7 protein-coding genes are annotated in these 15,431 nt (G+C 45.7%); all 7 read right to left on the bottom strand.

All coding sequences use genetic code 11. The annotated features are described in order from the left end of the window. Positions 1 to 585 precede the first annotated feature (585 nt). The 7 genes from HQN90_RS38980 to HQN90_RS26540 all read right to left on the bottom strand — a co-directional run bounded on the left by HQN90_RS38980 (position 586) and on the right by HQN90_RS26540 (position 15,426). Positions 586 to 5,625: a golvesin C-terminal-like domain-containing protein gene (locus tag HQN90_RS38980; RefSeq protein ID WP_246362855.1), complete on the bottom strand. Its 5,040-nt coding sequence runs from the start codon at positions 5,623 to 5,625 to the stop codon at positions 586 to 588. A 271-nt stretch (positions 5,626 to 5,896) separates the two neighbouring features. Beyond that, positions 5,897 to 7,108, bottom strand: coding sequence for an SGNH/GDSL hydrolase family protein (locus tag HQN90_RS26565; protein WP_173224324.1), 1,212 nt, complete (start codon positions 7,106 to 7,108; stop codon positions 5,897 to 5,899). Then, positions 7,105 to 9,342: an FAD-dependent oxidoreductase gene (locus HQN90_RS26560; RefSeq protein ID WP_246362854.1), complete on the bottom strand. Its 2,238-nt coding sequence runs from the start codon at positions 9,340 to 9,342 to the stop codon at positions 7,105 to 7,107. Before HQN90_RS26560 ends, HQN90_RS26565 begins: the two co-directional genes overlap by 4 nt. Positions 9,343 to 9,442: 100 nt before the next feature. Further along, positions 9,443 to 11,068 carry a response regulator transcription factor gene (locus HQN90_RS26555; RefSeq protein ID WP_246362853.1) on the bottom strand — a complete coding sequence of 542 codons (1,626 nt, stop codon included), beginning with the start codon at positions 11,066 to 11,068 and terminating at the stop codon, positions 9,443 to 9,445. Beyond that, positions 11,065 to 12,804 (bottom strand): sensor histidine kinase, encoded by a 1,740-nt coding sequence (locus HQN90_RS26550; RefSeq protein ID WP_173224322.1) that lies wholly within the window; start codon positions 12,802 to 12,804, stop codon positions 11,065 to 11,067. Before HQN90_RS26550 ends, HQN90_RS26555 begins: the two co-directional genes overlap by 4 nt. A gap of 89 nt (positions 12,805 to 12,893) precedes the next feature. Next, the gene (locus HQN90_RS26545; RefSeq protein ID WP_173224320.1) at positions 12,894 to 14,480 is read right to left on the bottom strand and encodes an extracellular solute-binding protein; all 1,587 of its coding nucleotides are present in this window, start codon (positions 14,478 to 14,480) and stop codon (positions 12,894 to 12,896) included. Between the two features lie 76 nt (positions 14,481 to 14,556). Continuing rightward, positions 14,557 to 15,426: a carbohydrate ABC transporter permease gene (locus tag HQN90_RS26540; protein ID WP_173224318.1), complete on the bottom strand. Its 870-nt coding sequence runs from the start codon at positions 15,424 to 15,426 to the stop codon at positions 14,557 to 14,559. Positions 15,427 to 15,431: the final 5 nt, after the last annotated feature.

Here is a 15,431-nt window from a genome sequence, read left to right as displayed (position 1 = left end):
GAAATGGTCCGCGGCCTTTTCCATACTCGTTGCCAAACCCGCACAAGAAACCACATGGGTCAAGAGTGAACGTTAACTTTGACATAGAAGTGAAGTGGTTTGCAAGACTTATTCGTTTATTTTGGACGCCGCATTATTTAATGCTTCTTTGGAATACAACGAAACCTCAGAATTACCATTCGTTACCACGAAGTGCATAACTCATGCTATAAAATGGAATAAGATTGATTGACCTATGTAAAGTCCTTTGACTATTAAACATCTCCAAAAGTGAAATTCTTGATTAGAACAATAATTTAATTAAAAAAACTATGTAACAAATGAAAACACCATATAAAATGATTGTTTTAATTCGTTTTCGTTTATTCATAATACCTCCATTTTTCATTTCACCCCTGCTTATTCTCTGACGTTCAGTTTATAAATGAAGTTCACGGCTATACACTCTTCTTCGAGAAATGTGATTAGTTTACCTTCTTTATTTCCATGAGGTCGTGTACTGATGCATTCCGAAATAAAAAAAGCCGAATGGATCGTTCTCATCCACTCAGCTCTTAGGGTTATTTTACAATCATTTGTATAACATCACTTACCTTTATTCCGCAATGCCGGACTGGCGGAATGCCGTTCGAACTTGACGGCATCAGCCCTCGTATAGATCATATCGGCAGGAAGGGTTGGCGGATCTACGGTTGTCGGAGTCTCCCTGGTTAAACGAACATACTCGCTGCCGTCTCCTGTAAAGTCGAACGTTCCCAGATTAACCCAACCCGATGAGCCGATTGTCGCGTCGATATACGTAGCCTCGGTAACCGACTGATGCTTCACTTCCACTTTGACATGATTATCGTTTGCCGTTGTGTGGACGAGCTTGTAAATGGAGACCGTATATCTTCCCTCAGGAAATTGAGCCTTCCACGTCGCCGATGATCCTTGTACGGTAGAGTACCGAGACTTAACACCAATTTTGTAGCCGGCTAAATTGCTTTGGCTCCAAGACCCTTCCGTAGTGTATAACCCGGTGGTATTCGTGCTGTCGACAATAACCGTCAGGTCCTTGATCGTTATAGCCAAAGGCGGTGTCGTTAAGGTCACTCCCTCCAACGTTACAGTGGCCCACACCGTGATATGGTCTGTGGCTCCATCAAGGCTTTGAAGGGTCAACAAACCGCTGCTGTCCACTGCAGCCAGATCGGTTCTATCCACATAATACTGCACATTGGCATGTGCCAGATCACCGATCAGACCGTTATCCAAATGACCGGTTACACTCAGTTGAGCAGCTCGAGTCATTTGCAGCTCATCCTGATTCGACAGGATGGCCACCGATTCCAGCAGCGGTGTCCGATTCGGATCCACCCACATCATCGCATCGGCAACTACCCGTGACTTATTGGCATTGTTGGTTAATTCGACATACCCACTATCGCCTGCTGCAAAAGGGTAAGCCCCCAGGAACACCCAAGTCCCATTGGCCGTTGTCTCATCAACGGTAACCGTCTGTGAACCACCGCTGTAATAAACGGTAAAAGCGGCATTGGTTGCCCAATTTTCACTTGTGGCGGTTATTTGCGGAAGCTTGTAATACACGCTATAAGTGACACTTTCCGGCAGCACGGGCCGCCAGACAATCTTGCTAGTTGCTGTACCTGAAGTTGATTTGGCATACACATAGTTATCGTAGTAATAGTCATTAGCCGTTGTATCTCGTATCCAGACGCCTTCTGTTTCCGCCTCTGTATTATCCACAATGATGGATGACCCCGCCTGCCAATCCGGTTGGACCGGCGTCGCCGTTACCTGATCAGGCAGATATAGCGTTCGCTTGCGGGTCTGTTTCCCATCCGATTCCACATAATAAGTGAAGGTTTGGGATAAATCGTTTACCCGTATCGACCATTCCATCGGATAGATCGTATCTGGAACGGTTGTGTACGTGACCCCGCCGTCCAATGAGTAATGGATCGTCGCTGGTTTCGTCGTTTTGGCCTCTACATAAGCATCGTAGGACGTTTCGTCGGGCTTGACGATTAGCATGCCTTTAACGGCATCAATGGGACTGTGAACATCGAAAAAATAGCTTGCATCCGATGTATCAGCCGTTCTAACCTGATGCAGCGGCACATCAATGTGAAGACCTTCCACAATGATTGCTGTCATTCCCTTGCTTGAAACTGTGGCCTGAATGATTCCGCCACTCATAACCGCTTGCTCTGGTGTGCCATTATCGCGGATGATGGTTACGTTATAATCTTGTGCTGGGTTGAACCCAATGAGCTGCGCATTCAATTTGATTGGAGTCTGTACTTCAGCAGTCGATTCGTTGCTTAATCCAATGTAGAACTTATTTCCGCTCTCACCTGTTATCCAGTTCAATTGCGGATGGTTGGTCTGGATAATTCCTTTGGGCATCCAGAGCCAAACGTTCGAATTGCCGTAGAATTGACCTGGTTTATTCCCATAGAGGTGATATTTAAACCATAGAAAATTAGTTTCGAAAACAGATGGAAATGTAATATTCCCATTCGATTTCAGCGATTGTTCGCTGATCAAATAATCCATCGTTTGCCCGAGCTGCGCTGGCATGTGGTGATAATAGATGGATGTAGCCCCGCTGGGACCTTCCAAAGCAAAATCCGGTTCCAGCTGACTAACGGCGAAGCCCTTATAGTAATAACCTGGATAACTGGAATAGCGTCCAATGACCGCATTATGGGCGATATCCTGCAACAGTTTATCTCCTGTGTAGAGCGACAATCTCAGCATGAAAGGAGCTTCCTGCGCATTCATCCGATAATAGCTGGTTGTACTTCCCGCCTCAAACGTCAACCCGTTGGGTGAAACAAGCCAACTGTCCGCTTGTACGCCACCGGCTACGTCTTCAGGGAGCTTGCTCCTGGGATAATTATACTTACCGCTTTCTGGCCAATGGAACGACTCCGCGTAATTATACGTCTCCGGCTGCGGAATGGTTACGGTGCCTTCAGGCACCGGACGAGCAACGAACATGGTCGCGTACTGTTTGGCTTCCTTGTAAGCGGCATTCAAGTATTTGGGATCCTTTGTTTCTTCGTAAAGCTCCAAAATCTCCATCCACAGTTTGCCATAATAATAAATAAACTCATTTTTACTCACATTCACAGTTTCAGGAGTATCAATATTTTGAAGGATATAACTGTCAGCTGCATCCTTCGCAGCCTGTAAATACTGCGCATCCCCGGTCATACGATACATCATCAGGGGCTGAATGACAGGCCCGCGATCTTTCTGATCCGGATTGCGCACAAGGTACTCTTGTTGTCCCAGCGCCCCAATTCCAGGCGAAGTGCCCATCATCTGATTGACAGCGGCTACGCTAGAAACATCGAACGGCAAAGTTGCCATTTTCCATAAGGACGGTACGCCATATACGGGCTTCTGTGTCGGTGACCAACCGATACCATTTCGCGATACACCGTACTGGATGGACGGCAGCGCCCTCGTATCGTAAAGCTGGTCGTCTCCGGTCAAATAGTAAGCTCCCAGAAGAGCCGCATTCGATGTTGTTCGAACGCTATCCTCATTCTCGATGTCAATGAAGCCCTTGGCCCGATTCCACCACCCGCTGGGCGATGGTACATAATTGACAGAGTCGTCACCCTGAGGCTCAATCTTGAGCAGATCGATCATATTGAACATCGCATCCGTAAGCGACTGTTCAGCGACATTTTCCCGGTAGGCCGAATAACCGTATTCACTGCGAAGAATATCCCCGTAGGCCTTATACAGACTGCTGCTTTGAGCGATTAGCCCCATATGGAATTGATACGTGCTTTCCGCAGTCATTTGCGAATAATTTCCTAGTTGAGGAGCATACAGGATCGGCTGGACGCTTCCTTCGTTGTTGACAAGACTCATGCCCAGCCGTTGTTTCGCAACGCCTCCTGTCGGCTCAAATTCAACCGGAAGTTCGTCCGACGGTACAAAAACACCATAGGTCAAAGCTTTCCCCGCACCATCATTCTTTTCAACCAGACTCATCGGAGCGCTCAGCTCTCTTAAGCTTGTTGATTCCACCGAACCTACCATTTTGGCATGCGATCTGAAACCATTTAGCACTTCATTGATGCCAGAGATTTGCTCTGTCGTGAAAGACTGATAGCCGATCACATAATTGCCATCCCGGCGAGGGGTAAAAGCGAAGGAAACATCTAGTTTGTCCCCAGACAGGGACCAGTTCACTTGCAAATCGTAATCGCTTCCATGCGAAGAATCGGTTAATACCGCCGTGTGGCTATCAGGGAAATTGATCCCGTCGAATGTAATCCAGCGTTTGTTCATCGTATCGTAGTAATTGGTACGACTTCCCGCATTCCCATCCAACAAGACCCATTGTTCTTCAAGTCTTTCCGCCACATTATTGATTGCCACCCAGTTTCCCGTATCCGTGTCCTTGTAGAACAAATCACGAACGATGGATTTGCCTCCATCCCAAGCAGCTTCATAGAAAGTCGCCTTATAGTTGGCGTTCTCGATGCTGCCTTTGTCCGTATAACTAAGATTCGCCAATGTGCGGCTGCGCAGTGGAGGCAGCGGTGGAGCCTGCTGCCGAATATTCCCTTCGAACTTGACCGCGTCGGCTCGCGTAATGATGGTCCCCGTCGTTGGCTGCATGCGGGTCAGTCTGACAAATTCAGTATCATTGCCGCTGAAATCATACGATCCCAAATCAACCCATCCGGCAGTTGGTCCCGATGAGGGCCTGAGATCCATAAATATGACATCCGTAATCCCATTGTGCACAATTTCGATTTTTACATTACTATCTGCTTTATCCGCCCAATTCAGCTTGTTGAACGATATTCTCGCCGTTCCTGCTTCCAATCGCGGATTCCATGTGATGCTTCTTCCCACCGCATCTGTGTAGCTGGAACTCGAATTATTATACCCCTTCACTCCTGTACTCGTGCTCCAATAAGGAGCCGAATATCCGTTATTCTTGTTATCCACATCAGGAGTGACGACACCATTAATCGTGATGCTTCCATCATCAATGATGATCGTCTTATGAGGCTCTTTCTGCTGAATATTCCCTTCGAACTTGACCGCATCAGCACGTGTTAGAACCGTACTGCTGCTGCTGGCAGACCGAGTCAATTTAACGAATTCCTCGCCAGACCCAGAGAAATAATACTCGCCCAAATCAACCCATCCCGCAGGCGCCCCGAATGAAGGTCTCAGATCCATAGAGACAACATCAGTCATCCCGTTATGAACGATTTCGATTTTCACATTACTATCTGCTTTGTCCTCCCAATTAAGCTTGTAGAACGATATTCTCGCCGTTCCAGCTTCCAAGCGCGGATTCCACGATATGGCTCTGCCTGCTGTGCTCGTATATTGGGAACTGGAATTATTATACCCCTTCACTCCTGTACTTGTGGTCCAATTCGGAGCCGAGTATCCGTTATCCGCATTATCCGCGTCAGGGGTCACAACCCCATCGATCGTGAGGCTCCCGTCATCGATGATAATGGTCTTAAACGGTACAGTCTCCGCACTAGCCGTCCTTATTCCGAATAGGCTTAATGGAACTATTATTGTCATGATGACAACGATTAAGCAAAACAGCTTCCTTTTTATCATACGGCTCACTTCCTTTCCTTATTTTGGTAACGCTTTCAGAAATTCGCAACCCCCTTTATTCACATGATTGCAAAGAAGCAATTATCCGCATCCTGCTGGTTAATCCCCCCTTCGTCTTTGATATCATAGCATGCCGCTTAACCGTGAAATTTCTTTAATTTCTAGAATTTCTTATAAGATTTTAATAACAAATAGACCTGCAACGTATTCATCTGCCGAGCAGCAGTCAGATACGTTGCAAGTTTTACATGAGGAACCAAACGGCATTAAACTACACTAATGGCGGCTGCACCAACAACAGCTTGCCAAGCTGAATCACGGTTTGATCGTACCAATCCGGATGCTGCCGAACATGCTCAATGCTTCGTTCATTACCGCATGCCTCAAACACAGCCGCTTTGTCTGTCTTCTCGGCATCGACTTCGAAGCGAACCGTATGTTTCCCATTCGGGAGCTCCGGCAAGAAAACATACTGATTCCGATTATGATCGTTATAGAGTGTGAATCGATCCACTAGGAAGGGATCCCCGCCGTCCACCGTCACCTTCAATCTGCCGGAATCCGGCCCCCCGATATCGAATAGTCCAATGTGTGTGCCTTCAAATTGCACCGTGATAGCCTCCCCCGGATCGACCGCTCGCCATAAGCCAGAGAACAACCAGTCGTACTCGCGGGCCAAAGCTGAATCATCGGGAGTTACGTAGGACCATCCTGCCGATAACTGGGCATGACCATCCAGCGGCAGCATTGTCGCGTACTCCCAAGGATTCGCCGGGACCAAAGTGGCCAGAGGCAAATTATGTTCGACTCTTCCCAAGGGACCACGATGTTCACTCATTTTCTCTAACGATCGGGTGATCGTATCCGTATAAATCTGGTGTCCTTCGGGAATTGTCGGATGGACCGAATCATGCGTAAAAACAATCGCTCCGGGAATGGACTTGTCTGCCCCTGAGGTAAAAATGAGTTTTCCTTCGGACACCAAATGGCTGACCGCTACGCCCAGATGAATCGAAGGAATACCGTAATAATCGGCCACTTCCTCTTGCATAAGCGCGCCCTTCTGGTATTCCCCGGATTGAAATAAGGCCACATCCCGCTCCTTCAGCGTATAAACGAACAGGATATCGGTAAACAGGCTCATCTTGCGGATTTGACGGACGATCCCTTCGATACGAGCCTTGGACTCGGGCACTCCGCCATCGTTGCCGACAAATTCAACAAACACGAGATCAGGCTGATGACGCAGCACATCCCTCTCCACACGGGCGCAGCCCAAATCCGATCCAGTTCCGTCAATGCCTGCATTCACACAGCGAATATCCGCCTTGGGATATTGCTCACGAAGCCAATCCGCCGTCATGACTCTATATCCTTTAGAACGCGTATTACTGCCGCCAAAATAGACGATGGTCACGGTTTCCCCATTTTCCAACTTCTGAATGACATTAGGCAGCCCTCTTCGAGGGAATAATTCCTTCATCGCGACTTCACCTGACCCTCACTTATCGTTGTAGGAGCAAACAATTTTACAGCAAACACTTCATGATAAGGCGAACCGAAAGTCGCGCATAAATCGAAGCGGATTCGGGTTACGCCTTCCGCATCCACCTTATGTTTATTCAATGTGAGATAATTGCCACGAATTACGATTTCCCTCTCCGTTCCGTCTTCTAAGGTTAAGATCACATCATAATCTTGGATAAGAGACTCGATTGGATCGTCGAAATGCTCCAAATCCAACTGCGAATTGAAAACCAGATGGATTTCGTCCAGATTTTTGGGGCTTGCAAAAGAGAATTCCAACCATTCCCGTCCTTCCGTACGTTCGGAAATCCAGCCATTCGGCAGACCATAAGGTCTGGAGTAGCCATTGACGACATTCTCGGGATTATACATATTCTGAAGTGGAAGCAGGTCCTTAAAGCAAATACTCTGATTAAATTTCTTCAGCTTGGACGGCACTTCCGGCTTATAATGGAAGCTAACCGCGCCTGTAATCTTCTCTTCGTTGACATAAACGGCTAACCTAGCCGTACCTTCTAACACGATGTAGATTTTGTCGTCCGCCGGCTTCTCGCAGCTCATGTCCAACGTAATCCAGTCATCATGATCAGCTGCAATAGCCAATCGGTAGTCTTTCAACTCGCAAGAAGGAATGTAATTTTCCTTCCGTTCCCCGCCAGACAGCTTCACATGCAAAGTTTCCGAATGCTCGGACATATTTTTAATTTTGATCTGTACGCTTTCTGCCACGGATGTCTGAATCGGAAGGACCAAACATAACCCTTTCTCCAAAGGAATCGCTTCGGTTGGATGAGGATTGGCATAGCTGCGCTGAGACGAGGCACGAATATGTAATCCGTCAGCGAAGTAAGGATCCAATTCCTCTTGAAGTCCTACAATCGTTTGTCCGTCTCGAAGCAGCAGCGCCTGCAGCTCTCCCATATGAGATTCGACTATGGCTGCGGGGTCTACCTCATATTTCAAACATAACGAAGCTGCCGTTCCAACCGCCTGCCCCATACAACCGCAGGTAGCCATTACTCTTGTAGAACCGAAAGCAACATGGGTAGCACTTATATTGCGACCAGCGAACATGAGATTGGGAATATTCTGGGAAAATAAACTGCGGAACGGAATATTGTACAAGCCAGGCACGAAATTCCAAGCTGTAGCTGGCCCCTCATCATAGATGCCTTTGGCAGCATGCAAATCCATATACCATCCCCCGACGGATACCGCATCTTCGAAATGCGGCTTTGTGGTAAGATCGTTCTGAGACAACATGTGATCCCCTATAAATCGCCTCGACTCCCTTTTCCCCGGAATCGGGCAGACATAATCCAAAATGAGATTGTCCACATCGTCAAATTCGCCGCTATTTTTGATATAATCCCAAATCCCATAAACCAATTTCCGCAGCTCCAATGCGATGTCTTCATTGTTGGCGATAACATCCATATGTCCGCCGTATTCCAGCCACCACAATCCGCCGAGCCCGTTGATTTTTCTAGGAAAAGCCCGGTGGTTCAAGCCTTTTCTGATACTATCAAAAAAGTCCAACTTCGTAATATCATACGCAAAGCCAGGCCGCTTGTACGGAACGGAATATTCGACGTCACGGGCTTGAAACAGGATCGTGTCTCCCATGGTGTAATGATCCGCCACTTCGGGAGCCAAGTCTTCCTTGTATTCATGCCTCGCTTCTCTCCCCCATCGGAAGAGCGCACCTGCCTGATATCCGACAACCCCGTCTCCGGAGCAATCGATGTAGGTTCGGCTTTCAAAACGGAATTTCCTTTCGGAAGCTAATTGAAGACCTTCCACCCATTTAATTCTTCCGTTCTCCATTCCCGTTTCATGCACGCAGGTATTCAGAAATAGAGAAATGTTAGGCTCCGCATAGACCATATCCAATAGGACCGTATCCGAAAGCGAGAGCATAAGCTTCTTGTTATATAGCGGATTATAGTGGAAAATCCTCAGTTTGAGTTCTTCCACCAACCCGCCTTCACGCGCATAATAGGATGGACTGTTTCCAAGATAGGCCGACCCGTTGATATGAACCCTGACCTCGCTGCTGGCATTTCCCCCAAGAACCGGTCGATCATTAATAAGTGAAACTTGCAGTCCTTGACGTGCGGCAGCAATGGCGGCGCATAGACCAGCAATACCTCCGCCTACGACGGTTACATCCGCTTTAATAAGCTCCATTGTGATAACCTCCATGATTAGATACATCTATCATGGTAATCCTTTTGAACCCCGTTTTTTTACATGATTTCGCGAAAAATTCATACATTTTTTTGCAACCTTATTTGGATTCATACCGTGTCATTTTTATCCGATATTGTTTAGGTGTATCACCTGTATATTCTTTAAATAATTTGCAAAAATACCCTTCATTGACAATTCCGACTTCCTCGCACAATTCCAATAAAGAATAATCCTGAACGTTTAACAGCTCAAGCGCCAATTGAATTTTTTTACGGTTGATGTAGCTGATAACGCCTTCGTTCATTGTTTTTTTGAAAAGACTGCTAAAATACGATGGAGCTAAATTCACTTCCTCGGCAATAGCCTCCAACGTTAAACGCTGTTTCAGGTTTTTCTCTATAAATCGCATGGCACTCATGATTTCTGCCCGATGTAAAAGTTGGCCAGCGTGTACATATTCGAATGTGAAATCGCCAATATAGGCCAACTGCTCCCGAAATGCCATGAATTGGGTGGGAAACTCTGCTGCATCTGTGGTCAACGTGTTCCCCGATTTAAATTTCGCAACAATATCTCTATACAAGTCTCGAAGCATTGGTGCCATGATGGACTTATGGATTTTGTGATCCATAACAAATTGGTTTAAATCCGCAAACTCTTTCTCCAGCTCGTCCTTGGAAACCTTTCTTTGCAGCCAGGCAAGCAAATCAGCCAGCTTCTGCTGAAAGTCCTCCTTTTTGTCATTGCTGTAATGGAACCGATGCGCGGGTGTCTTCACTACTTTCTCTGCATGATAATAGAAATCGTCACTCACATTATTAGCTTCCGTGTAAGCTTGTTTAATGGATTCCCAGCCTCGGTGCGGACCGCCAAAAGCGACGGATACCCTTTGATTCAAATATTGATGCAAATGAGAGACGATCTGACTCCCGAGTGTCTGGCAAGCATATTCCGTATCCATCCTACTACGATTATTTTCCCAGGAAAGAAAGCCAATAAAACGATTATCGGAGAGATCCGCAGCTACCCCCCTGCCACAATTCATCACCGTTTCTTCGATGACATTCGTAATCGCATATTTCAAGATGTTTTGGTCAATCGCTGAATATTCATGGCGAAAACTTTCATACAGATTCATTTCAACAATAAAACAGCAATAGTTGGCTTGAAAGAAGTGGAACTGCATACGATTCGCGAAATCGGATGCCCGATGAGAAGGGATTTCGCCTCTGATCAGCTCGTTAAAAAATTGTTTACGGACTCTATATTTATTTTCAAGAACGGATACGTTTAAAGATTGAAATTCCTCTTCTTTTTTCTTAACCTCATCCCAAATTCCGGCTGCCTTATCCAAAGCTCGCTCCAAATCCGCTTCCCGCAAGGGAACCTTAACGATGTACTCCAATACGTTGGCATGAATAGCTCGCTGAGCGTACTCAAAAGACGAATAGGCAGTCAAAAGAATGTATTGGGTATGGGGCAGCTGCGGCTTTAACTGCTCAATCATGGAAATTCCATCCATCCGCGGCATAACGATATCGGTTATTACGATATCCGGCTTAAGCCGTAAGATCTCCTCGATCCCCTTGTGCCCATTATTCGCTTTGCCTACCAAATGGAATCGCCCTTCCTTGGGGGAGAGCTCGCTAAAAAACAGTTCCAATCTTTGGATGATTAGGTCTTCATCATCAACGATGAAGCAGGTGTAGTCTCTCACCATCATGCATCTCCTTTAAACATCCCTGCTGGGAATATTGCGCGGACACGGGTTATTTCATTCGGTATACTAATGATTTGCAGCCCGAACTGTTCGCCGTAGTGAAGTCTTATTCGACCATGAATATTGTTTAACCCAATTCTTTTCCTTTTTAGCTCTAGATCACTCGGTTCTGAATCTAGAATGTGCTTTATTCGATCCGCTTGAATTCCTTCGCCTTGATCAACAACTTCGATCATGACGATGCCGCCCTGCTCGTAGGCATGAATAGTAATCGAACCTTCGATTCCCCCTCCGTTATAGCCATGGAAGATGCTATTCTCCACAATGGGCTGCAGCAGCATTCGAAATACGGGAAAATCCATTAATCCCTCTTCGATATTCTCAATCAAGTGGAAGTGCCTGTTATAACGGATGTTCTGGATCGCGATATAGTCCGCTACATTTTGCAATTCCTGACGTAGTGAAACCTTCTCCGAAGCGTCGGCTATCCCATATTCCAATATGGAAATGAGAGACCCGATCACCACATCTACTTTCTCTATTTGTCCCAGGCGTATAACATTGCTAATAGATCCAAGCGTGTTATACAAAAAATGAGGATTTATTTGCGATTGCAGGACTTGGATCTCCAGCTTCCGCTCAAGTTCATTATGAAGCTCTGCTCGCCGAATCAGTTCCACAATTTGTTGCAGCATACGGTCGAAGGCTCGGGAAAGGTCGCCGAATTCATCATTTCGGTTCATCGTCACTGTCGTTGTCAGATGGCCTTGCTCCACCCGCTTCATTTTTATTTTGAGCGCATAGAGCGGATTCCTTATATATTTGGCAACAAAAAAGGAAATGAACAGACTTAATACAAGACCGGCAACCAGAAGCCCAATATAATAGGTTTCCAATCTGGACAACGCAGCTTCCAAGCGAGATTCATCGTTGATCGAGATGATGGACCAATTGAACTTCTCTGTCGATTTCTTCAAAATGGAGACCGGTTTGCCATTCTTGGTGTGCAGTTGAAGGCTTGTTCCTGTCGTATCAAGAATCTGTTCCGCCGACATTTCCCCGATTGAAAACGTATGATCTTGAATATTCAGGGGTCCTCTATTCTCTGAAAATCCGGCAATAATTTTGCCCGATGTAGTAATCAGGGCCAGATTCATTTGTTCTTCTTTATTAATCTTGAACAAGGTTTCTTCAATGGCATTTAGATCCAAATCGATCGCAATGGCCATAGGAAACGGAGAGCCATTCAGATATCGAACCATCGTAACGGTCCAGCCGGAATACTTGGATTTATAAGGATCACTGACAAAGGTAGTCCGTTTGTTCTTGTCGGCCGCATCAAACAATGGTTTTCTGTCAGATAAGGGTTCATCGAAAATTCGCGTCAGCGTACTTCCGCCTAGAATGGATAAATCGCTATTGATCAAGTAAAGGTTACTGACGTAATTACTATTGAGCTCATACAGCTCTCTTAATTGCTTTTTAATCACTTCCGTATTGTTAATGTTTGCTTTCACCGATGTTTCCACCGAGAACAAGATCGTCTGGAAAGAGGAGAAATTAACCGTTAAATACTGGTCAACTTTGTCCACTATTTGTTTTGTGTAATAAATATCATTGGTCCTTATTTCTTTTTGGACATAGCGATAGGACAGTTGGCTTATCAAGATGATGCAGCTTAATACAAATGCAAACACGATCAAAAATAGTTTTAAAGGCAAGCTGATTCTTCTTCGCATCGGTCATCTTCCTTTTAAATCTGTATTAAACTAAGAATAGCATAGGACAACAAAGAGAGGGGCTATTAATCGCCTCTCTCTTTGTTTATTTACTTGATTAGGCCTGCTTCTTTAAATTGCTTGATGGTTGTATCCTTATATTTCTGCATGTCAAACTTGGTATCCAAGGTTTTGAGGAAATTATCCCAGTTGGTAAGAGGGTCTTTGCCCGTCATAAATTTGACTAAGCTCTCATTAATGAAACGTGTGCGGTCAGCTGCCAAAGTGTCGCTTGGGTCTGCCGTCAATAAATTTCCGGGCAAAGTAGGCCCCACATATTGCTGATTGTTCGTGAAAGCTTCTGCCGTCTTCGGATTCTGGAAGCTGAAGTACTCGGCATCATCGCCACGGCGTGGCATTCTATAATGATCAACCCATAGATACTTTTCTTTCATTTCCTTCGATAACTCAGAGGTTTTGTTTTTGACCTTGCCATCCACGATATCCCAATGAATCCCTTTGATCCCGTATGCGAAATTCGGATAGGCTTCCTTGTCCGTAAAGAGATATTCCAGCATAGATAAGATCCGAATGATTTTGTCCTTATCCGCTTTCTTGGAAATGGCCCATGAATTGCCTTGGAACGATTTTCTCTCCACGATTTGATCGCCATAAGGCCCTTTCATTGGAGGAATGACGATCCATTCCGGCACTTCTCCGCTGATTTCTTTCATTTTCTGCTGATAATCCGGTTCCAGTCTGCGGGCATCTCTGATCATGAAACCAACTTTGCCTTTAAATAACTTTTGGTCCAACAAATCGGGCGTATTCATCGTCACCCAGTCGGGGTCTACAACTTTGGCTGTCATCATTTTATTGATGTAAGCGAGCGCTTCCTTCATTTTGGGATCGATAAACAAGTACACCGGTTTATTGTCTATCACATCAATGGCTGAGGGAGGATTGACGCCAAACATCCACATTAAGCTATCGAAGCCGTAGGTTTGCAAATTGCCTTCTTTATTCATACCGCCTATGAATCCGTACGTATCGTTTTTGCCGTTTCCGTCCGGGTCTTTCTCCGTAAAGGCTTTCATCACTTCGAACAGCTCATCAGGGGTTGTCGGCACTTTCATATTCAGCTTTTTCAGCCAATCGTTGCGTATGAAGAAGCTTCGACTGATTCCGTTTACATTATCATAACCTGGAACGCCAATGGTTTTCCCCAGATATGACATCGCATCCCAGGAGTCTTTGCCGAAACGCTTCTGCAATTCGGGAAATTGATCCAGGTACGGAGTCAAATCCGCAAGAACGCCTTGGTCATAATACTGCGCGAGATCAGACCGACTCTTCAAGAAGATCAAATCTGGAATATCCCCGCCTGCAATGAGCGTATTCAGCTTGGTTGTTGCTTGCCCAGCTTGAGGAATCATCATATCCAAGTCGATATTCATCGCCTTTTCCAACATTTGGCGCTGAATATCTTCATCACGCGGAGGTATTGGAGCGGCAGCATTGAAAGTACCTTGGTTAAACATCGAAATTTTCATTTTTTTCGCAAACTTGTTTGCCTCGGATTGAGGGCTGCTTGAAGTTGTCGGCTTCCCTACTTCTTGGTCCCCGCATCCTGACAATAGCGTTCCCAGCGCTACTACAGCAGCCAGAACAGTAAATGAAAGCTTTGTACGTTGCATATTGACCTCTCCTTTTGCTTGTATATATATTATCATGGTGTCCCCGTAACAACCTAGGTAGGAATTGCCTTTAACCTTAACCTTTAATCGATCCCATGAGCACCCCCTTCGTAAAATGCTTCTGCATAAAAGGATAAACGATCAAAATCGGAACCGTCGTCACGACAACAGCCGCCATTTGCACAGCGAACTTGCTGACCGTCCCGGAATTGGCAATCGAATCAGCGCTTTGTGTTGCGACGTTAAGCAGAATGTTGCGCAGGACGACTTGAAGCGGCATTAGGTTCGAATCATTCAAGTAGACAATCGCATCGAAATAACTGTTCCAATGCCCTACTGCGTAAAATAAGGAAACGGTGGCAAGAACGGGCAAGGACAGAGGTAAAATGATTCGCCATAGCGACTGAAGTTCACTGGCGCCGTCAACCCTCGCCGATTCCTCGATTTCAGCAGGCAATTGCTCGAAGAAGCCTTTAATGATTACTAGATTAAATGCACTAATGAGCTGCGGTATAATCAATACCCACGGACTGTCTAGCAATCCCAGAGAGCGAATTAACAAATACGACGGAATTAACCCTCCGCTAAACATCATGGTAAACACAATGAATAGTAAAAATGGTTTGCGCCCCGGTAAATATTTCTTGGATAATGGATAGGCTGCTATGATCGTAAAAAGCACATTAAGCGCAGTGCCTACAATCGTTCGAAACAACGTAATTTTATACGCCTGCCCGATACCATGAGAAACGAATACTTCTTTATAGGCTGCAAAAGTAAAGGATTCTGGAATAATAACAATTCCTCTTCTTAACACTTCCGATTCTGGCGTCACGGAAACAGCAACTACATATAGAAAGGGAAGCAAACAAAGTAAGGATAGCACAATAAGAATAATGTACACGGCTGCTTGCCATACTTTTTCCCCGATTGTCAAATTAATCATACGAA

The sequence above is a fragment of the Paenibacillus alba genome (assembly GCF_013204855.1).
GTDB classification, from domain to species: domain Bacteria; phylum Bacillota; class Bacilli; order Paenibacillales; family NBRC-103111; genus Paenibacillus_E; species Paenibacillus_E alba.
Note: the sequence above shows the minus strand (reverse complement) of the source record. Positions and strands in the feature narration are given on the sequence as shown.

Coding starts and splice junctions, on each gene's coding strand:
- HQN90_RS38980 (WP_246362855.1), bottom strand. CDS start 5,625: ATGATAAAAAGGAAGCTGTTTTGCTTAATCGTTGTCATCATGACAATA.
- HQN90_RS26565 (WP_173224324.1), bottom strand. CDS start 7,108: ATGAAGGAATTATTCCCTCGAAGAGGGCTGCCTAATGTCATTCAGAAG.
- HQN90_RS26560 (WP_246362854.1), bottom strand. CDS start 9,342: ATGGAGCTTATTAAAGCGGATGTAACCGTCGTAGGCGGAGGTATTGCT.
- HQN90_RS26555 (WP_246362853.1), bottom strand. CDS start 11,068: ATGATGGTGAGAGACTACACCTGCTTCATCGTTGATGATGAAGACCTA.
- HQN90_RS26550 (WP_173224322.1), bottom strand. CDS start 12,804: ATGCGAAGAAGAATCAGCTTGCCTTTAAAACTATTTTTGATCGTGTTT.
- HQN90_RS26545 (WP_173224320.1), bottom strand. CDS start 14,480: ATGCAACGTACAAAGCTTTCATTTACTGTTCTGGCTGCTGTAGTAGCG.
- HQN90_RS26540 (WP_173224318.1), bottom strand. CDS start 15,426: ATGATTAATTTGACAATCGGGGAAAAAGTATGGCAAGCAGCCGTGTAC.